The organism is Streptomyces sp. NBC_00433 (assembly GCA_036015235.1).
GTDB lineage: Bacteria > Actinomycetota > Actinomycetes > Streptomycetales > Streptomycetaceae > Actinacidiphila.
On sequence record CP107926.1, the window covers coordinates 2,342,562 to 2,369,228 of the forward strand.

A 26,667-nucleotide genomic window follows, 5' to 3' on the forward strand; every position below is an offset into this window, starting at 1 on the left:
CAGAGGCGTTGTTCATCTCCTGGACGGCGGCAATGCACACGCACGGTCGCGCGTCTTGCGCCTGTGGAGCGAGGAGGTCCCGTGCCGGACCTGTCTGCGCTGCGAGCATTCCTGGCCCATGCCCGCAGCAGAGTCGAACCCGCGCAGTTCACCGAGCTGCACGACCTGCTGGCCAAGCGGGATCCGCGTGGGCACCGGCCGCCGGGTTTGACCCAGGCCCACATGGATCTGCTGCTGGGCCGCGCGCCCGGCACCTACCACCGCCTCGAGCGCCGGGCCACGATGCGTCCCGCAGACCTGGAGCTGATCGGGCGAATACTGAACCTGTCGGAGAACGAGTGGCGCGCGGCGTGGAGCTACGCCTACTCGACTCCCCCGCCGCGCCCGCTCAACCCCTCCGCGGGATGGTCCCTTCCCAGGGAGTGGGAGACGGCTCTGGGTGCCATCACCTCGGCGGCGTTCATCCAGGACGGGGAAGGGCGCGTACTCGGGTACAACGACGCCTTCGCCGCCTACTTCAGCCCCGAGCCGGTGCCGCACGACCTGCTGCGCTGGGGCTTGCTGGCCCCCGCCGCGCGCCATGTCCTCGGGGACTGGCACTCGCAGTGGGCTCCGGCCCTGTGCAGGCAGCTGCGGCTCGCCCTGGCACGCAACCCTGCCAGCGACGGTTTGACCGCGCTGATGGCCGATGCCCTCGCCGACGAGGTGGCCGCCCAGGCGCTCAACGCACCCCACCAGCCGGAGACCTACACACCCAGCAGGCCAGCCCTCCCCGCCCCCTGCGGCATCCTGGCCTCGGCCCGGGGTGGATCACCGTGTGCGTGGCCAGCCCCGCCGACCCCCCAGGAACGCGTCTGATCATCGCCACCTTCCACCGGCGCCGCCCGGCAACGCCTACACGGGCCGGCATCTGATCCCTCGGGGTCCAAGGACCGGCGATACGACACGGAGCGGCCGGTACCGCACCCGCTGCACCATTGCCGGATGTGTCTAAATCTGACATGACCGGAAGTAGACACATGACACCCGCCATCACCCCGACCGCAGGTCGCTGCCGCGTTGACGCAGGTCAGACGCCCTGTTTCCGTGCTACCCCGTCAGATTCCGCACCGGGTCGCACTTCAACGGGAAGCGATCCGAGGTAAATGCCGGATATGCGCGTTCTGTGGTGGCGTTGACAGCGCTAAGCGCTGGTTTGATGATCAGTACAGAGCAAGCGATACCGGAACGGCAAGCCGTCCGGCGGGGATAGCGGGGGTGGGGAATTGCACGCGCCGATAACGAGGGATCCCTTACTCGGAGCCTGAAATCTGAGGCCCCGTGCGGGCCGCTGATTCGCCGATCGCCACGACGGCCGCCCCCATGGATGGCGTCGCTCCCTCCGGGGAGTTGCAGATTTTCAGTGTAAGTCGCGTCTTTTTTCTTCCCCGTCCCGCCGTCCCGATCCGGCACCGCCGCCCCTGCCTCGTGCATGAATCCGCAGGCCAGGGAGGCGCCTCCTGGAGGATTGCGCCCGCGGGAAGCAGATCACCTCGATGCATTATGAATGCATCGTGTCGAGGATTCCTTAGCTATGTCTGGACCTTCCCCGGGCGGGACCGTATGTTCTTGGTCCCCGCCGGGTACCGGGCCCGGCGGCCAGCTAAAGGGAGGGATGCCCGACGACCAGCAGGGCAGCCGGAGCGGTGCTCGGCTCCGAGACGGAAACGGTGCCCGAGGGTGACAGCCCTCGGGCACCGACCAGGGTGACCGTGGCGCCTGAGCCGGCGCAAGGTCACCACCGATGTGCGCACCGGCCCTTTGGAGAGGACTGCCCGGGGCGCGTTACCCACGGAGAGTGTTACATGTCCACAGCGATCCACCAAGGGGCGCGGGTACTGCCCGCACCCCCACCACCGGCCGCCGTCCCGGCGCGCCGACGGCTGCGGCGCATCCCGGGCGAGAGCGCCCGACGGCCCCTGGGGCTGGGCGTGCACGGGGCAGAGCGGGGCGGTGAGGCTCTCTAGTGGCCCGCATCCGCACCATCAAGCCCGAAGCCTTCGACTCCGAGGACCTCGCCTCGGTGCCGATCAGCGCCGTCCTGACCTTCTTCGGCCTGCTGACGCTGGCCGACGACGCCGGGCGCTTCCGCGCCCACCCCGCGATCATCCACGGCAGGTTGTGGGCGCTGCGCCCCGACCACACGCCCGTCCACGTCGCGGCCGACCTGGAGCAGCTCGCGCGCGCGGGGCTGATCTGCCTGTACACCGGCTGCGACGGCCGCACGTACCTGCACATCGTCACCTGGGCCAAGCACCAGAAGATCGACCGGGCCACGCCCAGTCGCCTGCCGGCCTGCCCCGGCCACGGCTCCCCTGCCAAGCACGGATGCGGCGGCTGCGGCCAGACCACCTGCACCCGCCCCCACCGCACCCCCACCCCCGCCGCCACGGTCGCCCCGTCCCCGGCTCCCACGGACTCGGCGGACGCCGCTCCGGCGCCCGCCGGGTCCGCGGATGCCACTCCGGCGGATATTCGTCGAGCCCTCGATCACCCGGTTTCCTCCGATGCCGCCCCTGAGCCGGACACCTTGCCGGAGCCGCAGGAGAGCTGTGTCGGCGCCGTAGGCACCGTCCCGGACAGTGGCGGTGAATGCGCAGGTCAGACGGTATTCGTCGAGGTCTCGATGCATCCTCGCGAGGGCTCGTCGTCTGGATCTAGGATCTTGGATCCTGGATCAGTACCTGTGGGGCGCGCCGCGCCCGCCCCGGAGTCGTCCCCGGTGGAGGTCTCGGCCAAGGATCTCCTCGGGGAGTACATCTCCGCGTGCAACCGCCGCCCGCCGCAGAAGACGATCGGGCATCTGGGCAAGGAGATCCGGATCCTGCTCGGCGAGGGCTTCGAACCGGGACCGATCCGGGCGGCGCTGGAGCGGCTGCGGGCCAAGGGCCTCCATCCGAGCCTGCTGCCGAGCCTGGTCAACGACGTCGTGAACGCCGAGCCGAAGACCGTGGGCGCCTCCGGCGGGGGCCCTTGGGCCCGCACAGCAGCCCCCGCCTACGTCCCTTATCAGAACCCCGACGCGCCCGCGCCCAGCAGCTTCGGCATCGGAGGCCAGCGATGACCCGCACCCGCCTGGAAGACCCCCGACCGGTGGCCGGTGACCGCGTCGCGGCATGGATGAGCGCCAAGCTCGCCGAGCGCGGCCTCACCCTGGCCGGCGGCCCGGTCCCCGACGAGCGCCCCGAGCCGTCTCCGGCCGAGCAGGCGGCGCAGAAACGTATCCCCTACGACTACCGGCAGGCAGTCGCCGAACACCGGCAGGTCACAGCCTGGGTAGAGCGGATCGCGGCTGCCGCCACGGCCGGGGACCTCGGCGGCCGGGGACGTCGGGAGATCGCCCACGGGCCCAGCCTGCTGCTGTGGGGGCCGACCGGCACCGGCAAGACGCACCAGGCGTACGGGGCGATCCGTGCCCTGACCGCCGCCGGATGTGGGGTGCGCTGGCACGCCACCACCGCCGCCGACCTCTACGGCCAGATGCGTCCGCGCCCCGGCATCGACGTGGAGTACCAGCTCCGCAAGATCGTCCGGGTGCCGCTGCTGCTGCTGGACGACCTCGGCGCCGCCAAGAGCAGCGAGTGGACCGAGGAGCTGAACTTCCGGCTCCTCAACTGGCGCTGTGAGCAGCGGCTTCCGACGCTGATCACCTCCAACCTGCCGCCGGTGCGCGACCCACGCGCCCACCGGCAGGCCCGGGTGCTGCGCGACATGGTCGGCGACCGCGTCCTGTCCCGGCTGTCGGGGATGTGCGAACCGGTCGAGTTCAGCGGCTCCGACCGCCGCTTCGCCGCCGCCTGACCTCCAACTGCCTGATCCCTTCACCCGCGGCCCGAGTGCCGCGCGCCCTTCACCCCACCCCTCGGCCGGGCCTGCCCTGCGCCCCTGCGCTGCCGCCCGGCCGACCGCCATGCACTACGGAGAGTCCCCCTTGCGCTACATCACCACCCACGACGCCCCCGCCACCGGGCTTCGGGGCATCGGCGACACCACCTGGCAGCACCACGGCGCCTGCAACGGGCTGAAGCCCAAGGTCGCCGACCGAATCTTCTTCCCCACCGCCCGCAACTTCGCCGCCGTCGACCAGGCCAAGGCGACCTGCGCACGCTGCCCGGTCCTGGAGACCTGCCTGAACGCCGCCCTGGACAGCGGCACCAAGGACGGCATCTGGGGCGGCCGAACCGAAGCCGAGCGCAAGCTCCTGCACGCCAAGGCCACCCACCGGCTGGAATACCGCCGCGTCCGGGCAGTCGTCGCCGGCCGCGACATCCCGCTGTCCACCCGGGAACGCGCCGCCGTCGCCCGCGAAGCAGTCCTTCGCGGCTGGAGCGCCCAACGCCTGGCCAGCGTGATGGGTTTCACGGTCAAGCACTCCCGCGACCTGCTCGGGAAAGCCCGCCACGAACTGCACCAGGCCACCGGCGGCGCGATACCGGACACGCTTCCCGCGCCCGAACCGCAGGACGCCTACGAGGACGACGTGAACGACATGACCACCGGTGCCGAGGAGTTCGACGCCCTGGAAGGCCCCACCGACGCCGAACTTGCTGAGCAGGCCGACCTCGGGCAGGCCGCGTGACCAACCCCAACATCCCCTCCTCCGGACCGGATTCGACGCCGGTGGGCTGGTGGGACCGGGCCGCGATCATCGCGCTGGGCGGCGCCGGCTGCGCACTGTCCTACGACGCCCTGCAGCAGATGGCCGTCGCCATCCACGTCCGCCCCCAGCTCAGCTACCTCTTCCCCCTGGTCATCGACGGGTTCATCGCCTACGGCATCCGCGCTCTCCTGGTGATGTCCACCGCCCCGCTGCGCGCCCGCCTCTACACCTGGACCCTGTTCGCTACCGCCACCACCGCCAGCATCTGGGCCAACGCCCTACATGCCGTCCGCCTCAACCAGCAGACCCACGAGAACGGGTTGCGCCTGGGCGACCACGTCGTCGCGGTCCTGTCCACGATCGCTCCGCTCGCCCTGGCCGGAGCAGTCCACCTCTACATCCTCATCACCCGCCACCACCCCGCCCGGCCCAGCAAGCACGCCGAGGCCGGACCGGACCTGCCCACCACGCTGGTCCCGGTCAGGGCCGACCCCGACGGCACCATCCGGACCGGACCACACGCCCCGCTCCGCCACGCAGTCCACGCGGACCACACCCACGACCGCGATCACGACCTGAAGGGCGAGCGGACAGCGGACCAAGGACCGGACCACAGGGGCGGACCGGACCAGGTGTGCGGACCACAGCGCGGACCAGACCCAGCCGACGGACCCTGCGGACCAGCGGACCACGCTGAAGCAGCACCGCCCGAGCGGACCAGCGGACCAAGCCACCCCGCGGACCAAAACACTGCGGACCAGGAACCCACGGACCAGGCAGGCGGGGACCACCGCGGATCGAACGATCAGGGACGGTCCGTACACGGCACCGCGACCGCAGGAGCTGCGCTCGGCTTCGAGCCGGCGGACCGACACCTGGCCCCGGCCGACCCGCCCCGGGACCACGCCGGACCGCCGGGCGCCGGGCAGCAGGCAGCAACGGAACAAGCAGCGGACACCGCACCGGAGGCGGCAGAGGAGTCAGCAGGTCAAACCGCCATTCACGAGGCGATTGCCGACGGGGGCGGCGAAGCCGCACTACCGGAGCCGGTGTCCGCAGAACCGCCTGCGGACAGCGGGGACCGCGCTGAAGTGCGGGCGGACCAGGGCGGGGAGGCGGACCAGGACCGCGGACCAGCGCACCACACCGGGACCGCGAGCGGGGACCGGCCCCCCAAGGGGACCAGCGGACCGCACGGCCCGGCGGACCACGACCAACACGGGGAGCATCCCGGTGGACCGGCGGACCACGATCGTGGACCGGCCGAGGGGACTGGCGGACCGGACCACCGTGCGGTCCGCGGGCCCGCGGACCACCCTGCCGTCGGGGAACGCGGACCAGCCCCCGAGAGGCGGACCGGACCAGCGCCCGAAGGTGTCGGGGTCCAGCCGCACCTGCGGACCGCGGGCCGGACCGGCCCCAAGGCGACCGGTCCCGCCAAGGAAGCCGGCGAGGCGGACGGGCTGGAGGAGCTGCTCTCCATCGCGCGGGAAGCGGCCCTGTCCGAGGGCCGGATGACGCGGAGAGTTCTCCGGCCTCATCTCAACGAGGCCGGTGTCCCGATCAGCAACGAGCGCTTCACCGAGCTCCAGCGGCGCCTGTACGCCGACCCGACACTGGCGCACCTGCCCCGACCCGGCAGGAGGCCGTAATTGAAGACCTGCCACCGCTTCGCATGGATCAAGGCCCAGGCCGAACGCGAGATCGCCTTCCACACCGCGCACACCGAAAGGCACGTCGGTGAGCAGTCGGCCAAGCAGTCCGCCACGATGGCCGCCCTCGCACGGCAGGGCATGGGAAAGGCACTGAGCCGGCACTACGAGAAGTGCCCCGAATGCGCCTGAACCGCCCCTGACATTCCGCCCTCCGCGGTGGTGGCCCTGCCCCGGCCGGGCCACCACCGCCCCACCACCCCGGAGTTGAACCTTGATCCGTCCCCGTCCGCGCGCCCGGGCAGCGACCTGGGCCGAAGCCTGCGTGTGGGCCGATGTCCTGGTCCGCTACGGCCTCCTTGACGCCGCGCTGCCCACCCCGAGCGGGCAGTGGCTGGTCCGGCTGTACCCCAACGGCCCGGTCGAGGTGCTGAGCGGACCGTCCGCAGTGCTCGACCTGGCCGCCCGCCTCCAGCACCAGAACCGAAGGATCCGCACCCGGTGACGAACCCCCAATCGCCCTCGCCGAGCAGCGAGAATCCGCAGGTCAACGAGCCGCACCAAGCGCGAGCAAGATATCTACCAAGACACTCTTCCCCGTCGGGGAAGGTGTCTTGGCAGTCTCCCGCCCCGGGGGTGGCGGGAGCCGGTCTGCGCCGGGGGGCGCCGACCGGTGGGGCGGCGGCCGAGGGCGGACCGCAGCCGGAGGAGAAGACTGCGCCGCCGCGTGCGCGCCGAGCACGCGCGTCGTCCACGCGAACCCGCAAGCGCTACCCCAAGCCGCCTGCGCTCAAGCGCAGTTATGTGTGCAGCGTTCGATTGAACGACGAAGAGCACGAGCACCTCAGTGCCGCCGCCCGTGCGGTCGGCGCGAGCCTGCCGGCCTTCCTCGCCCGTGCCGGCAGCGCTGCCGCTGCCGACGCCCAGAACGCTGCGGCGGCTGTCGCTGGGCAGCGGGAGCTGGTCAGCGAGTTGTTCGCCGCGCGCCGGCACCTCGGGCAGGTCAGCAACAACCTCAACCAGGTCGCTCGCGCCATCAACTCCGGCGACCGGCCCTCCGAGGTCGACGTGGTGCTCGACGCCGTCCACCGTGCCGTTCAGCGCGTCCAGGACGCCACCGACCAGTTCCTCGACCGCAACTGATTCTCCCTGTGGGGCGATTTCTGTGATTCCGCACATCCACAAGCGCGGCAAGAATACGTACGGTCTGCTGTCCTACCTCTACGGTCCCGGGCAGGCCGAGGAGCACACCGACCCGCACCTGGTCGCCTCCTTCGACGGCATGGCCCCCGACCCCGGCCGCAACCAGGCGGCCACGCTGAAGGAACTGCAACTCCTGCTCGACCAGCCCCTCGCGGCGATCGAGTCCGAGCGGCGCCCTGCCAAGCACGTCTGGCACATCTCGGTCCGCAACGCTCCCGAGGACCCGATTTTGTCCGACAGCGACTGGGGCGATATCGCCCGCCGGATCGTGGCCGCCACCGGCATCGACCCCGACGACGGGGCCGGCTGCAGGTGGGCCGCGGTCCGGCACGCGGAGGACCACATCCACATCATCGCCACCCTGGTCCGCGAGGACGGCTACAAACCCGACCTCGACAACGACGCCGCCCGCGCCCAGGCCGAAGCCCGCCTGCTCGAAGTCGCCTACGGGCTGCGGCAGCTCAACCGGGGCGACAAGACCGCCGCTAAACACCCCACCAGCGCCGAGCACCACAAAGCCAAACGCACCGGCCGCGAGCGCACCGCCCGCCAGGAACTGCGTGAAGCCGTCCGCCGCGCGGTCGCCGGCGCTGTCGGCGAGAGCGAGTTCTTCGACCGGCTGAGCCGGGCCGGCCTGCTGATCCACACCAACGCCATGCCCTCGGGTGACCTGGCCGGATACAGCGTCGCCCTGCCCGACGACCTCAACGCCGACGGGGAGCCGGTGTTCTACTCCGGGTCCACCCTCGCCCCGGACCTGTCGCTGCCCCGCATCCGGCTGCGCTTCGACTCCTCCGGCGAACACGACCCGGAGGAAGCGCTGGCGACGTCGGCGTCCGGGCGTTCCGGGCGGCGGCCGGCGCCGGCGCGCCGCCGGACCGCGGAGGCGGCCTGGGCGGCGATCCTGGTCATCGACGAAGGCGGTGACGGGGCGGCTGCAGCGCAGATCGCTGCGGCCGGGGAGGTCCTGGACGCTCTCGCGGCGACCTCGGCCGCCCACACGCGGCGTGAACTGCGCGAAGCGGCAGCGGCGTTCGAGCGGGCCTCGCGCTCGCACGTCCGTGCCGAGCGCCGGCATTCCCGGGCGCTGCGGCGGGCGGCCCGCGACCTGGTGTACTCCGGGCCCGCGCTGGGTCGGGGTGAGGACGGGGCCGGAACCGCGATGGCGATCGACATGATGTTCTTCCTGGTCATGGCGACCGCCCACTGGCACGGCCGCAAGAGCCACGCCCAGCAGGCCGCCGCCGCCCGCCAGGCCGCCGGCCACCTCCGCGCCGCCTACCGCAACGCAGCCGACCCACCCCTCGAAGCCGCCTCACGGCGCGGACGTTCACTACCCGCCCCGGTCCGCGACCGGCAGGCCGCCGCCGTACGGGAAGCGCTTCCGGAGTTGGCCGAGCAGATCCTGGCCGAGCCCGGCTGGCACGCGCTGGCCGCGACCCTCACCGACACCGAGCAGGCAGGAAAGGACCCGGCCCGCCTGCTCGCCCAGGCAGCAGCCCGGCGGGAGCTTGGCAGCGCGGAGTCCATCAGCGACGTCCTCATCTGGCGGCTGCGCCGTACCGCGGGCCTTCCCGCCGACCCCACCGGGCCCCGCCGTCAGGCGACGTCCCGTACGGCCGCACCCAACTCGCCAACGCAGCAACGGCGTTCGGGGAGCTACCCGGGTCGGTCCGTGTGAAGAATTCTTGAGTAGAAACCGGCCGTGACCTGCGAGAGAATTGGTTTTCAAACCGCATGAACAGCACCGGGGAGGGCCATGCTCAACCGCCGCCGCCGCCGGGAAGAAGAAGCCATACGGCGCGACTTCGACCAGATCGCGCGCGCCCACGCCGCCTGGCACCTCAGCCCGTACGAATTCGACGCCCCGCCCCGCGACGTGTCCCCTGATCCCGAACCCGCACAGCCGGCGTCCGAGACCGGTGATGACTTCCTTCCCCCCACTCTCCGGGCTCGTGGCCAGCGCCAGTACGCGGGCCGGATGATGAGATTCGCCGGCTCACTGGAGATCGACGGCACGGTCCGCACCTGCCCGCAATGCGGGGTCGACCGCGACTGGCTGGTGCTGTGCGCGGGACCGAACATATGGCTCCGCTGCCGCAGCGCCCACGAATTCTACGAGCCCGCCCTCAACAGCGCCTGGTTCGACGGAATCAGCGGTCCCATCGACGCAATGTTCGCGACCAAGGACGAAGGGGTGGCAAACGAGGGCTTTGACGGAACCTTCTCCGGCATCACCTTTCCCGAATGATCAGGCAAGCGATCTGCCAAGGCGAACCGGCCTCATCCCTAGGGACTGCCGCGCATGAATCGCTGTGACCGGCGCATGGTCGTTGTATCGCGTCGGGCTGCGACGGGCGGCCTCCTCGCTGGCCTGGCGTACGGTGCCGGCCTGCGGGCCGGTCACCAGCGCCTACATACCGGTAAAGAGGGGACGATCCGCCGGGCCGTCTTGGTACCGGCAGAGGCGGCACTCCGCGCGCTCGCCGCATTCGCCGTGCCGGTGGCCGTCGGGCTCCTGCTAGTCAGCGGCTGCGCGTTGTGTGTGGCGGTCGTGGCCTTCCTTAAGGACCACGACCCCGGCGAGCTGCCGACCGAAGGCTCCGACCGGAAGCAGCCCGGAGCCTGAGCCTGGCGGGTGAACGGACAACGGGGCGTGCCGCCGACCGGATACCGGTTCGCGGCACGCCCCGTTTCGCTGCGGGTCGGTCTCTACAGGGTGGTCACGGTGGTCAGCGGGCGGCTGGCCGGGTCGGGTGGGCAGTGTCGGGTCACGGGGCGGGGGTCGGTGAGGGCGGCGGCGAAGGCGGCGACGAGGTCGTGGGGGGTGGAGTGGCTGAAGGCGGCGCACCACAGGTAGGGGGCGCCGGCTTGGGGTTCGGCCCAGGCTTGCCAGCCGGGCAGGTGCGGGGTGGGGTCTTCGTCCCAGATGCCGTCGGGCAGGGTGCGCAGGGTCAGGCAGGCCACCAGGTGGGGGTCCCACATGGTGCTGTCGGGATAGGCCAGGTCCGGTGACCAGCCGGCGGCCAGCAGCTCGTCGATCACCAGGTCGGGGCTGTGCCACCGACCGGTGGGATCTGGGCTGGCGTCGGCGGCCAGCGTGAGGCCGGTGACGGCTTCGCCGGGCAGGCCGGTGGTGAGGTAGGCGTTCCAGGACACACGCCGCCGGTCGGGGGCGCTTCGGGCCGTTACCCGCCAGGCCACGGGCAGATCGCCCAGCAGCATGGGCTGATCGGGCAGGACCCACTCAGCGCTGATGAGCTGGCCGGGTGCGGCGAGGAGGAGGGTCTGCTGGGCGGTGGTCCAGGTCGACCAGCCGGCGCGGGCGAGGGTGTCGGTGACGTGGTCGGCGAGGGCGCCGTCGTCGCCGGCGAGGTAGCGCGGGGAGACCAGGTAGCGGGCAGGGCCGTTCGGCGGCCGGGATGCGGGCAGGGGCGGCTCCGGGGTGTCGGGGTTCGTGCTCAGTGGTCTTCGGCGACCACGCGCAGCGGGGTGCGCCGGGTGCGGGCGGGCGGCTGGGTGAGTGCCTGCCAGCCCAGCGCCTGGGCGACAGCCACGGGCAGGTGCTCTTGGTGGCCGGTCTCCCCGAGGAAGACCGTCTGCCGGCCGCTCTCGTCCGAGGCGGTGATGTCGCCGATGCCGTGGGAGAAGGGGAAGTCGGGGTTGATGGCCAGCCGCACGCTGCTGGCCGGGTCGAACGCGGACAGCCGCTCGATGAGTTCGCCGACAGTATTCATGCGGATCCTTTCAGCAGGGGGCATTGGGGGCGTGCGGTCCTGTTCAGTGGGGGCACTTCGGCCAGACCCGGCCACAAGAGCCACAGGGCGGCAGATACCGCCGTGCGGCTTCGCCCGGCGTCATCGTTTCACCACTGGGCAGGACGACGCGCATAGCGCCCGCTTCGCGGCTGTAGATGTACTCACCTGGCGCTCCGGCTTCCACCAGGAGCTCGGAAAGGCTTTTCTCGGGGAAACTGATATCCATGGCACGACCCGCACCGCCCACCATGGTCTGGCGGCGCCCAGGTCTGTTCTCCTTCGGGCAGAGGTTGACGGGAATGCGTCAATTTTGACATGCCCGGAGGTGTTGTTCCAGTCCGTGTAGGGTATTCGCTGTCTGCCGTCGGCGAACTCGCGCGCGTCCGGATACAGCGAAAAGCGGCGCCCTAATGGGCGCCGCCTTTATGTGCCGTATTGACTATCTGTGGAACTTTCCGCTACCGGGCCGTTTTCCAGCCGGGAGCGGAGATCGCGGTTATTCCTTTTCCTTTTCGGGCTTGCCGTGGGCGCGCCGGTAGTGGACGCCGGACAGTGCCCCTGCTCCGATGACCATGAGCAGACCGGCCAAGCCGGCGAGCCAGGTGGTGGCGTCGGCTCCGGTGTGGGCGAGTTGGGCATGCGTCGCGTCGGCTGCCGCCGTGCTGGAAGCGGACGGCGCCGCTCCCGCAGCGGATGCCGAGGGGTTCGCGTTGGGCCGGCCGCCCGAGGCCGGTGCAGCAACCGGGTCGGAGGATGCCGGTGTTGCGGGTCGGATCGTCGGCGTGGTGGCCGGTGGTGTGGTGGTGTCGGTGAGTGTGATGGCGATCAGTCCGGCGGGTTCGGCGCGGGCGGTGACGGGCTGGCTGCGGGCCGGGGTGCCGTGCGGGCCGGAGCGCTCGGTGACGGTGTAGGTGGTGCCGGTGCGGGCGGTGACCGGCAGGCTGGCCTGGGCGCTTCCCGAAGGGCCGGTGGTGACGGTGGACACCTTGCCGGTGCTGCTGGTGATGGCGATGACGGCGCCCGGGACCGGCCTGCGGGCACGGTCGGTCAGGTGGACGGTCAGGCCGGCCGGGGTGTACGAATCGGTCACCGTGACCGGCACGGTGACGCCGTCGGGCACGACGACGTCCTGGTCGGGACCGGGCTGGACAGAAGCGGAGCCGGTCGCGGTCTGCCGCATGTGGTAAATGCCCGCGGGCAGATCGGGGAAGGCGAGGGTGCCGTCGGCGTTGGTGGTGCCGGTGGCCGAGGTCGTCCCGGCCAGGTCGGTCAGGGTGAACGCCGCGCCGGACACAGGTGTCCCGTCGGTAGTGGTGACGTTCAGGCTGATGCCACCGGGCACCACGACGCGTGGCGAGGCGCTGTGCGGAGCGGACGGGCTGGGGGTTGGGGGCGCGGCGGAAGCCGGGGTCTGCGCGAGGAGCGCGAGGACGGTGGCGGTCAGGGCGAGGGTGCCGGAGCGCAGCACGAGGTGGCGGGGGCGGTGCACGAAGAAGGGATCTCCCGGAGTCGGATGAGTGGACGAAGGGGCTTGGCGCGAACGGCTGCCGGACTGGTGATCAGTGCGACCGCTCGGAAGGGTGCGTAGGTGGCAGCAGTCGTCGGCTGCTTCACCGGGGCCGGCGGGGCGTCCGGTCGGGCGCTGGTGTGGGCAGTGCGGTGACGCCGCGGACTCGGCTTCGCCGAGCCGGGCTCGGGGTCAGGGGCGGGATGCTGGTGTTGAACCACATCCGCACGTACTGGGCGAGTGCTTCCTGCAGGCCGGTGAAGTCACCCTCGGCCCACGGCGGTCCGTCTGTTGTGCCGTCGCGGACGGTCCCCGGCTTGAGGTTGATGTGTCCCTCGGCGCGCAGGCGTTCGTCGCGGGCGGTGAAGGTGCCGTGGTCGGAGAAGGCCAGGTGGTGGCTGTCGATGGCGCCGTGGTCGGGGTGGATCACGGCCAGGTGCAGGCCGCTGTACACGTTCTGCCGGATGGTCGGTGAGAACCGGATCCGCAGCCGCAGCGGAGCCGCCGCCGCGGGGGCGGCGTAGAAGGTATCGCCGATGACGACAGCGGCGTCCAGCGGCAATTCGGGGGCCTGGGTGAAGAAGTCCGGGGCATGCAGCGTTACGGGAGACCTCCAGAGATCGACGGGTTCATCGGCGCGGCCCCGGGGCGGTACCCGTGCCCGGCGCGGCGGGCAGTCCCGGTACCTGCGGTTGGGCAGCGGGGGGCCGGTCGGACAGGTGGACGGGCAGCCGCCGCATGGGCCGGGTGTCGGTGGGCACCTGGCTTAGGTTGCGGATCAGCGGTGCCTTAGCGACGACGGACGTGGTGAAGGCTGCGAGGAGGTGGACGGGGGTTGCTGCCGTGAACGTCGCGGACCACAGGGACAGCCCGCGCTCGCCGACGAACACCGTCCAGGCGTCGGCTTTCTCATCGGTTTCCGGTGCGTAGCGGTGTCGCACAGTGGCGAGGCCGTCGGGGCTGGTGAACGTCTGCCAGCCGCTGGTGCTGATCTCATGCTTCCAGCCGGTGATGAGGAGCGGCAGGTACGCCTGCACGGGATGGGCGTGGTCCACCAGGAAGGACTCAAGCGGCCGGTCTGCGGAGCCGTAGGAGCGCAGGAGCTGGGCGTGGAAGGCGGCGAGCAGTTCGGTGGGGGTGTCCCAGGCGAAGGTCACTCCCCAGGCGGGGGCGGCGAACGGGTCGCGGCGGGCCTCCACGACCCATGGCCGGCCCTCGTTGTTGCCGCACCGCACCCGCTGGCACGAGCTGGTGGCGATCCTCTGGCCCAAGTGCGGGGCGTGCACCGTCCACCCCTGGTCGGCGGGGAACGGCCACACCGTCGCCAGGTCACAGGTTCCGCGGCCGGCGAGGTAGCGCGGCAGCACCTCGACCACCCGATCGGGGTCGGCTCCGCTCACGGGGCCGGACGGGGTATCGGTCACAGGTCTCCTTCGTCCTCGGGGTTCAGCGGGCCGGGCCGGCAGCAGCAGCAGCCGGTGGCGGTGACGGCAACTGCCGGGTTGCGGTGCTGGTCGACCACCGCGGAACACTGACGGTGCGCGGCGCCGTTGCCTGGTGGCGCTGTCGGCGGGCGACCTCCAGCGGTGTCGGCACTGCCGGGCGCTCCGGCACGGAGGCAGGGGGGTGGATCGGCGTGGCGTAGGGGCGGCAGGAGGCGGTGAGCAGGTCGGCGTCGCGGGAGACAGGACCGGGATCGGTCATGGCGGTGGCGAAGGCGCGCAGGATCCGGGTGGGGGTGGCGCTGTGGAAGGAGGCTTCCCACAGCGGGCGGCGCCCGCCGCCGGGATCAGCGACCACGGCGCGCCAGGCGTCACCCCGGCCCACTCGACGGGGATCGCGATAGGCGACGCAGACCAGCTCGTCGGGCGAGATGGCGTGTGCCAGGAAGCCGGCCGGGGTGACGTGCCAGTTCGCCGCCCGGAAGGTCTCCCACACCGCGGCGACGTCCTCGTCGTCGGCGATACCCCGGTCGAGAAACAGCTCCCGCCCGCGGTCGATCGTGACGGCGGCGTCCAGTTCGGCGGTGATCGCAGCAAGGATCTCCGGCGGAGTGTGATCGCTGAACGCCGCCGACCACACGTCCCGCAGGGGCCAGCCATCGCGGGCGCGGAGCTGCCACAGCGCGGTCGCATCCGGCATCAGCTCGGATACCTCGGGCACGAACGCCACCCGGAGCTGGGAGCCGCGGGTGGTGACGTAGTGGTTGCCCAGCTCGTCTGACATCTCGTGCCAGTACGGGTGGGTCAGCGGCGCGAAGGCGTCAGACGATTCACCGGCGTCCCCGGCCAGGTAGCGGGGGGCGACCAGCACATCGTCGTAAGCGGTGTCGCGGCTCACGCGTTCACGGCGCGGGAAGCCGCTGGAGGTCGGGAAATAGGGCACATGCACAGTCCGCTGGGGAAGCGGTTCGAGGGCGTCGGTCACGCGGCGATCCGCTTCTCGGTGGCCGGGTCGATGTCGACGCTCATGTGGCCGAGGGCGCGTTCAGCGCGCGCGGCGGCCAGGGCGGCCGTCGGTGCGGTGACCACGACCAGTCCGGCCCGGGCGGTGAAACTCGAGCCTTCCGGCGGGAGGACCAGGCGGTCGCCCTCCTGGCACAGCCAGGTGGCGCGGTCCAGCCACGGTGTGCCGGCGGCGAAGCCGCGGGTGAGGTGGCAGGCGGTGACCGTGCCGGAGGTTTCGGGGTAGCGGATGCGGACGGCGGCTGCCTGGTGCCGGGTGGGGGTGAGGTCGGGGGCGCACCCGCAGGCGATGTCGGCAGCGGCGCGGGCGAGCTGGATGCCGGTGGCCAGCTCGACCAGGTGTCCGATCATATCCCCGGCGAGGCGAGCGTTGACCTCGACGACCCGGGGGCCGCGGGTGGTGAGGCGGAGTTCGGTGTGGCACACCCCGAACTCCACGCCCAGGGCGCGCACCGCGGCGACCGCCACCGGGCCGGTCTGGGCCAGCAGCGGGTCACCTGCTGCCACGGCGTGGCCGGTCTCCTCGAAGTACGGCAGGCTCCCGAGGCTCTTGCGGGTCACCGCCACCGGGATGGTGGTGCCGGCGAACGTGACCGTCTCCACGCTGACTTCCGGTCCGTCGAGGTACTCCTCGACCAGCACCTCGGTCGACTCCCTGGACAGGGCCGCACCAGCGCTCGCGAAGGCGAAGGCGCCGGGGAGGTCCTCGCCTCGGTCGACGTGGATCACGCCGACGCTGGCAGCGTAGGCGGCCGGTTTGATGACGACGGGGAAGCCTCCGACGGTATCGGTCGCCATCCCCGCCTCCAGCAGAGTGGCCGCCTTCATCGACGCCGCCGACGGCACACCCGCCCGCGCGAAGGCGGTCCGCGAAACCGCCTTGTTGCGGCAGGCCAGCATCACCTCGGGGGTGTTGGAGGGCAGTCCGAGGTGCTCGGCGAGCCGGGCGGTGGGCACCAACATCCATTCGGTCCAGGTCATCACCCCGGCCAGAACGTGCCGCTCAGCAAGCGCGCGGCCGGCCGCCAGCAGGGACTGCTCGTCGTAGGGGTAGGCGATCTCGAAGTCAGCGACGTACGGGGCGTGCTCGGCAGTGGGCGGTGCGGAGTCGATGACGACCACGTCGTAGGCGGCGGCCACCTGCTGCAGGCCGAACCCCCTGTACGAGAAATCGCCTGGCATGGTGAGCAAAACGGTGGGTCGAGAAGACAAGAACACTCCGAACACGACGGCGAGAGGATGGGTTGGGCAAGGTCAGCCGGACGAGCCAACTGCAGCCCGGTGCGGTGCGAGGGCCTTCCGGGCCTTGATGAACGCCGCCGCCAATGCGGTGGCCTGCAGCACGGCCAGGCCGGTCAGAAGCCGGCCGAGGGCGGCGGGCGGGGTGCAGGCGATCAGGACCCCGGCCAGCGGGAACGGCAGGAGCAGGATCAGGATGGTGACGGCCAGGGTCGGGGCGAATACCTCCTGGGGGACGAGCTGGGAACGCAGGGTCCGCAGCACGACTGTCATCCCGGCTTCGGCGGCCACCAGGACCGCAACCAGCACCGTGTAGGCCGGGAAGCGGTGGGCCTGGGCGACGCCGAGGCAGGCGACGGACGCCACGGCAGCAGACAACGCGCCGACCGGCCACAGCCCCCACCGCTCGATCGCCGGCCGACTGGCCGCCACCACCAGCAACGTCGCCGCAGCGGCCACCGACCACACCGCACCCACCGACGCGCTGGAATGCCTCAAGTTCCGGACCACGATCACCGGAGCGGCGGCCTCCAACGTGCCGGTGGCCAGATTGGATACCGCAAGGCCAGCGACCAGCCACGCAAGTGCAGGCAGCGACTTCAACGTCGCCCAGCCCGACACGCCGGGCGCCGCGCTGCGTTCGGCGGATGCCGTACCAGGCCCTGGTGGTCCGGCCGGAACGGCAGCGGCAGCGGCAGCTGTCGCGGACATCGCAGCGACAGCGCCGAGAAGCCAGCCGGGTCCGCCCCATTGCAGGAGCGCTGCGCCGGCCGCGGGTCCGGCGAGCATGGCGCCCTGGTCGATGCCCAGCAGTACCCCCTGCACCTGGTGCGGGCGGGTGGTTGCCTGGCTGGCGGCGGCGCCCGCGGTCTCGGCCGCGACGTAGCTGAACTGCGACAGGACGCCGTTCACGGCGGCCAGGGCCATTACCGTCGCCGTCGTGGCCGCACCGCCGGCTGCTCCGGCCAGGACCGGGATCGCCATCAGGAGGACCAGCGCACGGGTTGCTGCGGCCCAGCGCATCACCCGTGCGGCGCCGTGGCGGGCGACCAGGGCCCCGGCCCGCCCGAAAGCGGCGAGCCGGGGCACCCATTCCAGCGCGAACGCCGTACCGGTCAGGGCCGGGGAGTCGGTGGTGGCCAGGACCAGCAGGGGCAGGGTGAACGTGGCGGTCGCCATCGCCCCGGCGTCCGCCGCCCGCGGCAGATACACCCCCCGCCACAGGCTTCCCGGGGCCGCCGGAACGCTCAAGCGGACCGCCGGGCCGCCGGCGTCCGGGTGGGCCCGGGGATCGTGGTGCGCAGCCCGGGCCGAGTGTCGGTACGGCGCTGGAGCAGGCCGGCGTGGGCGCGCGCCCAGGAGGCCAGCGCGGTCAGCGGGCCGCGCAGATCCTGCCCCGCGGAGGTCAGGGCCGGTTCGCCGCCGGCCAGCACATACATGAAGCCGTTCTCGGTCAGGCTCCGCTCCGCCTCCGCATCCACTCCTGCGGCACGGTCCGGGCCGGCGGTGGCCAACACGGTCAGAAGATCCCGGTCGCGCAGCAGCACCAGGCTCGCCTCGACCCGGGTGACGAAGTCGCTCTCCTCGGCGGGGAAATGGTGCTTGCGGGCCCAGCGGGCCAGCGCGTCGTGAACATCACCGAGCCCCTCCCCAGCTTCGGTGAGGACGTAGCAGTCACGGCCGGCATCCTTCCCGTGGTCGGTCAGCTCGGAAACCAGGCGGGTGGTCCACTGCCGCCCCAGCAGCTCGGCAGCGGCAACGACCAGATCGGTGGTGGAGGAGGATCGCTTGCTCATCGGCCACGCCCGCCCGTCGCACCGGCACCGGCCAGCGGAGCAGGAGTGCCGTGGGAGAACAGGTCACCCGGCCGCCATTTCGTGCCGGGTCCGGGCGCTGTCGACAGGGCCGGGCCGGGGGCGGGGATCGTCACCCCCGCCAGAGCAACGGGTCGGCGGGGGGCCGCTGGGCGGACCGGTTCTCGCTCCTGCTGCTCCTCCACTGTCCAGATGGGGTGCTTGCGCGCGGAGGTGGCGGGTCGGCCGGCAGCCCAGGCGGAAAGTGCCCGGAAGGCCGGTGCGAGGGAGCGGCCGTGGTCGGTGAGGCGGTAGCCGCGGCTGCCGGTGCGCTCGGCGAACTCGTCGTCGACGAGCTGGCTCAGCGGCGCGTACAGCCGGCCCGCGGTCAGCGATCCCGGCAGGATCGCCGCGAGTTCGGTGCCGGTCGCGGTGCCTGCGGCCCGAAGTCCCCACATGACCGCGGCGGTGTGCCGGGTGGTGATCAGCGCGAGGGTGTCCTCGGCGTTCTGTGCGGCCGGTATCCGCTCCGGCTCGAACATCCCCGGCAGGGTCTTGCTGGGGACCTTCCGCTTCTCCAGCCGGGCATCCCCCCACTCGACCAGGGCGCGCAGGGCCGGGGCGATGGCCTGGCCCCGGTCGGTGAGCCGGTAGGCGACGTTGCGGGCGCTGAGCGCGTCACGCGCCACCAGGCCGTCGGCGGTGAGGGCCTTCAGTCGGGGGCTGAGCTGGCCGTCGGCCAGCAGCGCCAGGCGGGGCTTGATCTCGGTGTAGCGCAGCGGCTGGTCGGACAGGGTCATCAGCGTCCACACGCTCCAGCGCGGGGCGAGCATCTCCAGCGCTTGGGTGACACGGTTCAGGTCGGCGACAGCGGCACGGGACAGACCGGTGGCGGTCAAGAAGAAAGCACTCTCCTGGTGAAAGGGACTGGATATGCAGGGGTGTTGGGCGGGGGGGTTGGGTCAGCGGGTGCGGAGCAAGTCCGTGGCGGGTGCCTGTTGGGCGCTCAGCGCTGCGGGCGCCGTCGGCGGGGTGGGGTCGCGGCGGCGCAGGCCGTCCAGGACTGCGGTTACGGCGGCGAGGTGGGTATTGCGGGCGGTGACCGCAATCGCCAGGCGCTGGGCGGTATCCACCAGATGGCGGGCGGTGAAATCGTCGATCTCCCGCTCCGGGTCGCTCAGCCGGCGAAGCCGGTCGCGGTGGAAGGCGATGCTGCGCTCGGCGAACTCGGTATCGCTGTGCAGCCGCACAACGGCGCCGATCATGGTGCTGCCGGGGTGTTCTTCGGCCTCCTGGCGCAGCTCCGCGAGCGGCTGGCCCCACAGGGCCTCGATGCGGGAGGCGATGTCAGCGGCGGTGACGGCCGACACCCGCCTCCACCGCCGGCTCCGCGGCAGGCCCCGGGCGGACGGTCAGCCCGCCGCCGGGTGCCGAGATCGCGGCGATCTTCGACTGGGTGAACTGCACCGGTCGGCGGCCCGGCGGGGAGTCCGTCGGCGGGGCGCCCAGGAGTTCCCGAAGCGTCTGCCCGTACGTGCGGCCGACCTCCAGCGCCGCCTCCAGCAGTTCGGTCTGGAACCGCAGATGCTGCGCGGACACGCCGTACAGGTCGCCTTCCGGGTCGACGGCCTGTCGGATGCGGTCGCGGGTCTTGCCGGCCTGGTCCTCGACCAGGGCCAGGAACGAGCGCAGCTCCAGCACCCGCTGCACCATGGGATCGACGGTGCCCGCTGCCGCCTGCGCATACAGCACGTCCAACGGCCGGCCGAGCGCTTCGACGATGGCCGTGTCCTGGGTGGTGGGCATCTCGGCGGAGTTCATCGGCGCACACCTCCTGCCGGTGCAGACGCCGGGATGGCCGGTCGGGGCGGCATGCTCGTAGTCAGCGCGGGCGGGCGCCGCACCCCCAGCGCCTCACGCTTCGCAGCCCCGACCTGTTTGCCGGGGGCGTCCGGGTTGAGCAGGAAGCGGACGACCAGGGCACGCCCGTCCCGCACGGTCACCGCGGCATCCACCGTTGCCGCCAGGTCCATCTGGTCCTCGGTCAGCGGCTCGGTGTCGGCGGTGACCAGGACGTCCACCAGGGCGTTCTCGGCGTCCTCCAGGAACAGTTGGGCCTCGGTGACCTGGTCGAACCAGCGCAGCACCTCGCTCGCGCCCGGGGCCCGGTCGGGCTGGGCTGCTGCCAGGGTGCGCAGGTCCCCCAGGCTGTGGCCGAACCGCTCGCGGACCTCGGCCGCCAGCACCTCCAGCACCCCGTCGGCATCCACCGGAGCCGCTGCCGGCGCGGTGGGGACGGGTTCGCGTGGCGGCGGAATGCTTCCCGGAGCAGTGAACTTGGGGAATTGGCGCATGCGGAAATAGCCTCCTGGCAGAGGTAGCGGGAAAGGGGAAACCACGGGCGCCGCCTGTACGGCGGGGAACAGTTCAATGATCCGAAGAAAACGCGTTTTGCCTGACGGTATTTTCCGTGCTATCTACCGGCACGGGACGTCAGCGACGCGGCCCCGAAGCCCCCGGCGGCGGGGTCACCACAGGCCGCGAGGGTGGCTGCCGTCGGGCCGTCAGCGGCGGCGGAGGCAGCGGGACGGGATTGCTGCCCAGCCACTCGTGGGCGTCGTCCTCATGACGGAATGCGCCTCCGCGCAGCGTGTAGGTGCCGGCGTTGATATCCGCTGACTCGATGAACAATCGCACCGGTGCGTCGGCTGATTCCGGGTGCGTATCGCGCAGCAGGGCCCAGGACTCGAACGGATCACCGTCGTAGGTGTAGTGGTCGATCAGCTTGTACCGGCCGGGCGACGTCCGCAGGTGAGTTTCCAGCGCGGTGCTCTCAGGGTCGGCGGGCTGAGTCGCACGTCCAGGCGGCAGCACAATGGCCTCGGGCGGGCACCCCCGGGCCACCAGCCACTGCTGGGCCAGCCCCACCAGCGGCAGACGTACCGTCTCGAAGTCGAACGTCCGGTACATCCCGTTGCGGACGACGTGCACGGCCACAAGGTCGGCGGTTCCGGGGATGTCCCAGGTGGCCGAGGAGTCGAACAGCACCGCGAAGCTGCTGTCGCCCTCGTGGTGGCTGGCCAGCAGGCGGTACTCGGGCTCGTTGAGCAGGAACGTGTACAGGCGGTCCGTGGCCTCGCCGGCGGCCTTGAAGCCCTTGGTCCGCAGCGCGCGCCTGAAGACGAACTTCCGCGAAGGCCCTGGGCGGTCATCCGCGGTCACGCCGGCGGCGGGCGCGTCATCCGCGAGGGGGAAGAGGGCATTCGGATCGGACGGGCGGCCTTCCCCGGGCCGGTTGCTGTCAGGGTCGGGCATGGTCCTCCGAGAGGGTCAGGAACAAGGAGAAAGGGAGCCGGCTGCCGCAGACGACGAGTGCTGCGGCTCGGCGGCGAGTTGCGCGTCCAGCAGCTTCGACAGGTCCCGGTATGTGGCGTCGCGGCGTGCGCTCTGCCGGGCGAGCAGTCCCCGGAGCTGGGCGGTCCGGGTCGGCGGGTGGGGGCGGGAGGTCAGCCGGGCCCGGGTGACCGCAGCGTCTTCTGCCGCTTGCAGGACGGCGGTGTACAGGCCGAAGGCGCGCTTGCGCCGGGCCTGCTCACGTGGCAAGTCCTGGTCCTCATGGCCCGGGGGCCAGAGCATCTCGATGAGCTCGGCGGCCTGCCGCAGGCGCTGCCGGAACGACGACTGCCCGGAAGCGGACAGGTCCTTGTGGTGATGGGTCGTGGGGTGGATCGTTTCTCCAGTCAGCGGCGGGGGGCAGCCTGCAGCGGCATCCCCGTAGGCGGCCGGGCTGCGGGGGCGGGAGCCGGGCCGGTCAGCGTCCGGCGGCCGAGGGCGGTCAGGGCGACCGGCTGGCCGGCGTGCAGTGGATGGGCACGGTCGACCTCGACGAGGCCGGCCTTCTCCAGCCGCTGCAGGGCCGGGATGGGCAGCCTGGTGCCGGAGGCGGTCACCACCGACAGCCGCTGGGTGACCAGGTTCTGGTGGAGTTTGGCTCCGCGCACCAGGCCCAGCAGGTGGGCGAAGTCCGGCGCGGTCACGTCCGGCAGCTCCCGCTCGTCCCGGGAGCGAGCCGCAGTCTCCAGCGGCGCCAGCAAGGCGCCCGCCGCAGTCAGGCTCCAATTGCGCTGGACGACGGCATCGGCGAGGTGGCGCATCGCTCTCTCCAGGCGTTTCAGCAGCACGGCATCGGACGGTGTCTGACCGTCGGTGAGCTGATGCAGGCGCCCGAGGTGATAGGCGACATCGGCCTCTTGGCCGGCCAGGTCCCGGTGTGCTTCCGCCAGAGCGGCCAGATCCGGCGGGAGCAGTCCGTCGGCGTGGTGGCGCTGCAACTGCCGGCCGGTGTAGCCGGTCAGCGCGTGGATACGGTCGTCCAGCGCGGTGGGAGCCGGTGAAGTGGGCCTTCCGGGCTGGTTGTTCAGCGGTAGGATCCCGCTTCGGCCGCGAGCAGGGCGCTGAGCCGGTAGGACTTGCGGCGCCGCCCGTCGGGCAGTGTGGCATCCCGGGTGGTCACCTCGTACGGCGCAAGGAGGTGAGCGAGCCGGGCCTGGGTCAGGTCGGCGAACCGCCACTTGCCGACCGCGAAACCGGGAGCGTGACGGAGCACGGCGACCAGGTCCTCCGAGGCCATCGCCTCGGGATCGCCCAGTTCCTCGAACGCCACCAGGCACGCCTCCACGATGCCCACCGGCGCCGAACCGCGCGGCTGGTGCGGGACGCCGGGCCTGCCGGCTTCCCCATCTCCCGGGTGGTCGCCGGAGTCCGGGTCGAGGAGGGCGTTCAGGAGCTGGGCTGCGAGCGAGAGGGTCCCGCAGCAGCCGGCGGGATCCGGTGCAATGGGGCGTCGCCGGTCGCCGCAGCACCGGGTGGGCGTGAGCAGGTCAGTGGGAACGGGGTGGTCGGAGCAGGTCAACGAGTTGAGCCTTTCGCAGGGGTCGGAGCGGAGGGAAGAGGAACCAGGTGCGGGCCGGGGACCTTCGTGGCCTGGGGTGAACGGGCGCGGGCGGCGTGGGCGAGGGCGCTGAGCGGCTGCCGGTCCAGGCCGAGGCGGGAAGCGACCGCGGTGTAGACGTCGAAGCGGGCCCGGGGTCGGACCGCCACGACGAACACCTCTCGGGCGTGCTGCTGCGCCACCGGGGCGGGGCGCAGGCGGTAGACCAGGCGCCAGCGCGGATCCAGAGCAACGCTGCGGTATCCCGCGAGCGTGCCGACCAGTTCCTCACCCAGGGCTTCGCCGTCCAGAACAGTGGACAGGCATTCCAGCGCGGCGGTGCGGATCTCGGGCGGCGCGAGCCTCAGGTCGTCCACCACGCGCGGGTCGACGGCCAGGCCGAAGCGGGGCTCGCCGCTCACCCGCTCGCGCTCGCAGTCGGCTGCTCGTGGCTGGGGGTGGGCGCGGGGCCGTGGGGGCTGGGCAGGATCCGGTGCGAGGGCCGGTCCAGGCTGGTCATGCAGGCGCTCAGCGGCCCCCCGGGGGCGCGGATCGCGGCCATGGTGTGGGTGAGGAAGTCCCGGTGCCACACCGCCGGGCCGCTGAGCCCGGCCTCGGGATCGGTGTGCTGCTGATACGCCATCCACAACGCGTGCAGCCACCCGACGACGTCCAGGTGCTCGGCCCACTGCCGGCACCACGGCGCTGCCGTGGACACCTCGGCGCCGTAGGTGGGCAGCAGGAAGTCGTGCACCCAGTCGGTCAGCGCGTCCAGTTCGGCCTCGAACGCGACGGCGTCCAGTGTGAGGATGAACCGCGGCTCCGGCGCCACGTCGAGCGGCGGCAGGCCCGGTGTCATGCCCGGGGGAAACCCGGCGTAGGGCATGGCCGAGTCGTCAGGTGCGGCGGAAAGGGAATCCAGCAGCCGGGCCTGCTGCTCGGACTCGGCGATCAGCAGGCGGACGCTGGCCTCCAGGCCCTCCACCCCCCGGCCGGGAAATCGCAGGGGTTCCATCTCCCCCTCATCGCGGGGATCAACGGAATCGGGCACAGGCAACTCCTTGCACCGCCGCAGCGGTCAGATGCGAATGGGAAATGGGCATGCGGAAGCGTCGGCTATCGGCTCGGACTGCCCGGGGGCGGGAGGATTACCCGCCAGCGGGGCACTGGCCGATCAGGCCGCCAGGGTGCAGCCGTCCTGGGTCAGGGTCTGGTTCACGGCCTCGGTGAGCCGGTCGGCGGCGACCTGCGCGTAGTGCGGGGTCTTCTCCACCAAGATCGCGTCGCGGCCCTCCAGGAGGGCGGCGACGCCGGTCGATCCGGAGCCGGCGCAGAAGTCCAGGACGGTGCCACGTTCGGGGGCGATCTTCACCAGTTCCCGCATCACCGAGACGGGCTTCTGCGTGATGTGCTTGCGCGTCTTGCCGCTGGGCTGGGAGGCGCTGTACAGGCCGGGAAGGTAGATCGCGCGGGAGGTGGGCAGGGGGCCGTTGGAGCCCCACACGATGAACTCGGAGTTCTGCGTGAACCGGCCCTTCTGCGGCCTGGCCTGCGGCTTGTGCCACACCAGGATGCCGCGCCACAGCCAACCTGCCGCCTGCAGCGCGTCCGTCGTGATCGGCAACTGGCGCCAGTCGGTGAACAGCAGCGCGGTCCCGCCGACCTTCGTCAGGCGGTGGGCCTCGGTCATGATCTGCGTGAGCCAGAAGCCGTAGGAGCGCTGGTCCATGTTCTCGCCGGTGAAGTCGGCGAGACCGTGCTCGGCATCGGCGGAGGTGTACTTCTGCTTCGCGGTACGGGAGGTGCGCTCCTTGGCGGTACGACCGCCACTGTTGTACGGGGGGTCGGTGATGACCGCGTCCACGCAGTCGTCGGGAAGGCCGGCGAGCACGCTCAGCGCGTCACCCTGATGGAGGGAAAAGGGCAAAAAGGAACTCCGGTGGCAGAAGAAGAGGGAAGGTGCGGGGTGGGGTTCTCGCCTCGAACATCCGCCGCCTGCGGCAGGTACGAAAGACCGGCCATGCAGCGGGGGCGGGTTCGGGAGATTCCAAAACAATAAGCCCCCGGCGTCCGTGGCGATGACTCCTTCACGATATTTCAGATCCAAGACGCGAATTATTTGGTCGACGGCCAATCGCGTCGTACAGTTTTGGAATTCCCGCCGCCCGATCCCGCCCCGTCCGCCCACCCCGTACGAAGGACCCGCACCCTGACCCACCATCTCGTTCGACCAGTCCGCCGCCCGCTGCACACTGACCGGCCCCGGAGCCGCCACGGGTGAAGTGGCTGGCGGCCGTCCTCGGCCTGCTCTGCCTGACCCCGCTCCTGATCGCCGGCCTGTCCGCGGTCTCCGCCGCCGGAGCCGGACCCGCCGCCCTCACCTCCGCCTGCACCACCGGCACCATCGACACCGCCGCCGTCGAAGCGAAGGTCGCCGCCATCCTCGCCGGCACCGCGCCCGGCCCGGACTCGCATGTCGACGGCCTGGACCTGCCCGCCGAGCAGATCCCCAACGCCAAGGCCATCGTCGTCACCGGCATCACCCTGCAGGTCCCGGCCCGCGGGCAGATCATCGCCCTGGCGACCGCGCTCCAGGAATCCCGGTTGCGCAACCTCCCCTCCGGAGACCGCGATTCGATCGGGTTGTTCCAGCAGCGGCCCTCCCAGGGCTGGGGCACCCCCGCACAACTCCTCGACCCCGTCTACGCCAGCACCCGCTTCTACACCGTGCTGCTCGCGGTGCCCGGCTGGCAGCAGCTGACCGTCACCCAGGCCGCCCAGGCCGTGCAGAAGAGCGCCCTGCCCGACGCCTACGCGACGTGGGAACCCCTGGCCACCGCCCTGCAGCAGGCAATCACCGCCACCCTGCCCGCCGCCGAACAACCCCCCACCACCCCTCCGACCAACCCGGACAGCCCGGCCGATACCACCGGCACGCCTGCTCCGGTCACCGGTTGCGGACCGGCGGACGACGGATCGCAGTACGGACCGATCCCACCCGGCACCGTCCCGGCCGGATACACCATCCCCGCCGACGCCCCGCCAGCGGTCAGAACAGCGATCACCTGGGCGATGCACCAGCTCGGCACCCCCTACCAATGGGGCGGAACGTGCCAGAACTCGCACGGCCCGGACCCGATGGGCCGCTGCGACTGCTCCAGCCTGGTGCAGCAGGCATACCGCGCAGCCGGCATCACCCTGCCGCGCACCACCTACACCCAGATCAACACCGGCGTCCCCGTCCCGCTCAACACCCTCCGCCCCGGTGACCTGCTGTTCACCGAAGGCAGCCCCGACCATCCCGAACACGTCGGCATCTACCTCGGCGCCGGACTCGTGATCGCCGCCCCGCACACCGGAGCCGTCGTACGGATCGACCCGATCGCGCAGTGGGACGTCCTGGCCGCGCGCCGCGTCACCGCCCAGCCCGCCGGCTGACGTCTCCGGCGACCCCCCGAACTCCGTCCCTGCCCTGTTTTGC

At 71.7% G+C, this 26,667-nt stretch carries 31 protein-coding genes and 1 pseudogene; 12 read left to right on the forward strand and 20 right to left on the reverse strand.

Annotation, left to right across the window (positions count from 1 at the left end):
- Nucleotides 1-81 precede the first annotated feature (81 nt).
- From OG900_09575 to OG900_09620, 10 genes and pseudogenes are all read left to right on the forward strand, one after another.
- On the forward strand, nt 82-858 hold the full coding sequence (locus OG900_09575) for a hypothetical protein (protein ID WUH90325.1): 777 nt from the start codon (nt 82-84) through the stop codon (nt 856-858).
- A 1,147-nt stretch (nt 859-2,005) separates the two neighbouring features.
- Nucleotides 2,006-3,103: a hypothetical protein gene (locus tag OG900_09580; GenBank protein ID WUH90326.1), complete on the forward strand. Its 1,098-nt coding sequence runs from the start codon at nt 2,006-2,008 to the stop codon at nt 3,101-3,103.
- A complete protein-coding gene (locus OG900_09585; protein WUH90327.1) occupies nt 3,100-3,840 on the forward strand; it encodes an ATP-binding protein in 741 nt (246 codons plus the stop codon). Before OG900_09580 ends, OG900_09585 begins: the two co-directional genes overlap by 4 nt.
- Before the next feature lie 130 nt (nt 3,841-3,970).
- Entirely contained in the window at nt 3,971-4,618 is a 648-nt protein-coding gene (locus OG900_09590; GenBank protein ID WUH90328.1) for a WhiB family transcriptional regulator, read from the forward strand.
- Nucleotides 4,619-4,629: 11 nt separating this feature from the next.
- Nucleotides 4,630-5,070 (forward strand): annotated as a pseudogene (locus tag OG900_09595) (DUF2637 domain-containing protein).
- A 1,221-nt stretch (nt 5,071-6,291) separates the two neighbouring features.
- A complete protein-coding gene (locus OG900_09600; protein WUH90329.1) occupies nt 6,292-6,483 on the forward strand; it encodes a hypothetical protein in 192 nt (63 codons plus the stop codon).
- An 82-nt stretch (nt 6,484-6,565) separates the two neighbouring features.
- Nucleotides 6,566-6,796 carry a hypothetical protein gene (locus OG900_09605; GenBank protein ID WUH90330.1) on the forward strand — a complete coding sequence of 77 codons (231 nt, stop codon included), beginning with the start codon at nt 6,566-6,568 and terminating at the stop codon, nt 6,794-6,796.
- A gap of 314 nt (nt 6,797-7,110) precedes the next feature.
- A complete protein-coding gene (gene mobC / locus OG900_09610) occupies nt 7,111-7,434 on the forward strand; it encodes a plasmid mobilization relaxosome protein MobC (GenBank protein WUH90331.1) in 324 nt (107 codons plus the stop codon).
- 22 nt (nt 7,435-7,456) lie between these two features.
- Complete coding sequence (locus tag OG900_09615) at nt 7,457-9,175, forward strand: mobilization protein (GenBank protein WUH90332.1); 1,719 nt, start codon at nt 7,457-7,459, stop codon at nt 9,173-9,175.
- A gap of 78 nt (nt 9,176-9,253) precedes the next feature.
- Nucleotides 9,254-9,745 carry a hypothetical protein gene (locus OG900_09620; GenBank protein ID WUH90333.1) on the forward strand — a complete coding sequence of 164 codons (492 nt, stop codon included), beginning with the start codon at nt 9,254-9,256 and terminating at the stop codon, nt 9,743-9,745.
- Nucleotides 9,746-10,206: 461 nt separating this feature from the next.
- On the opposite strand, the gene OG900_09625 is transcribed toward OG900_09620, so the two are convergent.
- From OG900_09625 to OG900_09700, 16 genes are all read right to left on the reverse strand, one after another.
- Entirely contained in the window at nt 10,207-10,752 is a 546-nt protein-coding gene (locus OG900_09625) for a DUF317 domain-containing protein (GenBank protein WUH95684.1), read from the reverse strand.
- A gap of 203 nt (nt 10,753-10,955) precedes the next feature.
- A complete protein-coding gene (locus OG900_09630; GenBank protein WUH90334.1) occupies nt 10,956-11,231 on the reverse strand; it encodes a hypothetical protein in 276 nt (91 codons plus the stop codon).
- Between the two features lie 517 nt (nt 11,232-11,748).
- Nucleotides 11,749-12,741 carry a carboxypeptidase-like regulatory domain-containing protein gene (locus OG900_09635; GenBank protein WUH90335.1) on the reverse strand — a complete coding sequence of 331 codons (993 nt, stop codon included), beginning with the start codon at nt 12,739-12,741 and terminating at the stop codon, nt 11,749-11,751.
- Nucleotides 12,742-12,862: 121 nt separating this feature from the next.
- Nucleotides 12,863-13,321: a hypothetical protein gene (locus OG900_09640; protein WUH90336.1), complete on the reverse strand. Its 459-nt coding sequence runs from the start codon at nt 13,319-13,321 to the stop codon at nt 12,863-12,865.
- Nucleotides 13,322-13,388: 67 nt separating this feature from the next.
- Nucleotides 13,389-14,183: a DUF317 domain-containing protein gene (locus OG900_09645; protein WUH90337.1), complete on the reverse strand. Its 795-nt coding sequence runs from the start codon at nt 14,181-14,183 to the stop codon at nt 13,389-13,391.
- A gap of 22 nt (nt 14,184-14,205) precedes the next feature.
- Nucleotides 14,206-15,186: a DUF317 domain-containing protein gene (locus OG900_09650; protein WUH90338.1), complete on the reverse strand. Its 981-nt coding sequence runs from the start codon at nt 15,184-15,186 to the stop codon at nt 14,206-14,208.
- On the reverse strand, nt 15,183-16,406 hold the full coding sequence (locus OG900_09655) for an ATP-grasp domain-containing protein (GenBank protein WUH90339.1): 1,224 nt from the start codon (nt 16,404-16,406) through the stop codon (nt 15,183-15,185). Before OG900_09655 ends, OG900_09650 begins: the two co-directional genes overlap by 4 nt.
- A gap of 72 nt (nt 16,407-16,478) precedes the next feature.
- Entirely contained in the window at nt 16,479-17,642 is a 1,164-nt protein-coding gene (locus OG900_09660; protein WUH90340.1) for an MFS transporter, read from the reverse strand.
- A gap of 68 nt (nt 17,643-17,710) precedes the next feature.
- The gene (locus OG900_09665) at nt 17,711-18,259 is read right to left on the reverse strand and encodes a hypothetical protein (GenBank protein WUH90341.1); all 549 of its coding nucleotides are present in this window, start codon (nt 18,257-18,259) and stop codon (nt 17,711-17,713) included.
- Nucleotides 18,256-19,155 (reverse strand): winged helix-turn-helix transcriptional regulator, encoded by a 900-nt coding sequence (locus OG900_09670; protein ID WUH90342.1) that lies wholly within the window; start codon nt 19,153-19,155, stop codon nt 18,256-18,258. The genes OG900_09665 and OG900_09670 overlap by 4 nt, the downstream gene beginning before the upstream one ends.
- 63 nt (nt 19,156-19,218) lie before the next feature.
- Entirely contained in the window at nt 19,219-19,626 is a 408-nt protein-coding gene (locus OG900_09675; protein ID WUH90343.1) for a hypothetical protein, read from the reverse strand.
- Entirely contained in the window at nt 19,604-20,077 is a 474-nt protein-coding gene (locus OG900_09680) for a hypothetical protein (GenBank protein WUH90344.1), read from the reverse strand. The genes OG900_09675 and OG900_09680 overlap by 23 nt, the downstream gene beginning before the upstream one ends.
- Entirely contained in the window at nt 20,074-20,610 is a 537-nt protein-coding gene (locus OG900_09685; protein ID WUH90345.1) for a hypothetical protein, read from the reverse strand. The genes OG900_09680 and OG900_09685 overlap by 4 nt, the downstream gene beginning before the upstream one ends.
- Before the next feature lie 139 nt (nt 20,611-20,749).
- Entirely contained in the window at nt 20,750-21,571 is an 822-nt protein-coding gene (locus OG900_09690) for a hypothetical protein (GenBank protein WUH90346.1), read from the reverse strand.
- Nucleotides 21,572-21,586: 15 nt separating this feature from the next.
- The gene (locus OG900_09695; GenBank protein ID WUH90347.1) at nt 21,587-21,859 is read right to left on the reverse strand and encodes a hypothetical protein; all 273 of its coding nucleotides are present in this window, start codon (nt 21,857-21,859) and stop codon (nt 21,587-21,589) included.
- 137 nt (nt 21,860-21,996) lie between these two features.
- On the reverse strand, nt 21,997-22,410 hold the full coding sequence (locus tag OG900_09700; protein WUH90348.1) for a hypothetical protein: 414 nt from the start codon (nt 22,408-22,410) through the stop codon (nt 21,997-21,999).
- Between OG900_09700 and OG900_09705 the strand changes: the two genes are divergently transcribed.
- The gene (locus OG900_09705; GenBank protein WUH90349.1) at nt 22,402-22,650 is read left to right on the forward strand and encodes a hypothetical protein; all 249 of its coding nucleotides are present in this window, start codon (nt 22,402-22,404) and stop codon (nt 22,648-22,650) included. The two genes, OG900_09700 and OG900_09705, sit on opposite strands and share 9 nt — an antisense overlap.
- Before the next feature lie 23 nt (nt 22,651-22,673).
- Here OG900_09705 and OG900_09710 read toward each other — a convergent pair whose 3' ends face one another.
- The 4 genes from OG900_09710 to OG900_09725 all read right to left on the reverse strand — a co-directional run bounded on the left by OG900_09710 (nt 22,674) and on the right by OG900_09725 (nt 25,113).
- Complete coding sequence (locus tag OG900_09710) at nt 22,674-23,168, reverse strand: DUF3631 domain-containing protein (protein WUH90350.1); 495 nt, start codon at nt 23,166-23,168, stop codon at nt 22,674-22,676.
- Nucleotides 23,165-23,608 carry a hypothetical protein gene (locus tag OG900_09715; protein ID WUH90351.1) on the reverse strand — a complete coding sequence of 148 codons (444 nt, stop codon included), beginning with the start codon at nt 23,606-23,608 and terminating at the stop codon, nt 23,165-23,167. Before OG900_09715 ends, OG900_09710 begins: the two co-directional genes overlap by 4 nt.
- Complete coding sequence (locus OG900_09720; protein WUH90352.1) at nt 23,605-24,201, reverse strand: DUF4913 domain-containing protein; 597 nt, start codon at nt 24,199-24,201, stop codon at nt 23,605-23,607. Before OG900_09720 ends, OG900_09715 begins: the two co-directional genes overlap by 4 nt.
- A gap of 159 nt (nt 24,202-24,360) precedes the next feature.
- Nucleotides 24,361-25,113: a DNA methyltransferase gene (locus tag OG900_09725; protein ID WUH90353.1), complete on the reverse strand. Its 753-nt coding sequence runs from the start codon at nt 25,111-25,113 to the stop codon at nt 24,361-24,363.
- A 350-nt stretch (nt 25,114-25,463) separates the two neighbouring features.
- Here OG900_09725 and OG900_09730 point away from each other — a divergent pair, with 350 nt between their 5' ends.
- Nucleotides 25,464-26,624, forward strand: coding sequence for an NlpC/P60 family protein (locus OG900_09730; GenBank protein WUH90354.1), 1,161 nt, complete (start codon nt 25,464-25,466; stop codon nt 26,622-26,624).
- Nucleotides 26,625-26,667 lie beyond the last annotated feature (43 nt).

Bases quoted from the DNA above. Each gene is read 5' to 3' on its own strand.
- OG900_09685 (WUH90345.1), bottom strand. From the start codon at position 20,610: ATGCGCCAATTCCCCAAGTTCACTGCTCCGGGAAGCATTCCGCCGCCA.
- OG900_09585 (WUH90327.1), top strand. From the start codon at position 3,100: ATGACCCGCACCCGCCTGGAAGACCCCCGACCGGTGGCCGGTGACCGC.
- OG900_09720 (WUH90352.1), bottom strand. From the start codon at position 24,201: ATGGAACCCCTGCGATTTCCCGGCCGGGGGGTGGAGGGCCTGGAGGCC.
- OG900_09655 (WUH90339.1), bottom strand. From the start codon at position 16,406: ATGCCAGGCGATTTCTCGTACAGGGGGTTCGGCCTGCAGCAGGTGGCC.
- OG900_09630 (WUH90334.1), bottom strand. From the start codon at position 11,231: ATGAATACTGTCGGCGAACTCATCGAGCGGCTGTCCGCGTTCGACCCG.
- OG900_09660 (WUH90340.1), bottom strand. From the start codon at position 17,642: ATGGCGACCGCCACGTTCACCCTGCCCCTGCTGGTCCTGGCCACCACC.
- OG900_09680 (WUH90344.1), bottom strand. From the start codon at position 20,077: ATGAACTCCGCCGAGATGCCCACCACCCAGGACACGGCCATCGTCGAA.
- OG900_09620 (WUH90333.1), top strand. From the start codon at position 9,254: ATGCTCAACCGCCGCCGCCGCCGGGAAGAAGAAGCCATACGGCGCGAC.
- OG900_09700 (WUH90348.1), bottom strand. From the start codon at position 22,410: ATGCGCCACCTCGCCGATGCCGTCGTCCAGCGCAATTGGAGCCTGACT.
- OG900_09665 (WUH90341.1), bottom strand. From the start codon at position 18,259: ATGAGCAAGCGATCCTCCTCCACCACCGATCTGGTCGTTGCCGCTGCC.
- OG900_09690 (WUH90346.1), bottom strand. From the start codon at position 21,571: ATGCCCGACCCTGACAGCAACCGGCCCGGGGAAGGCCGCCCGTCCGAT.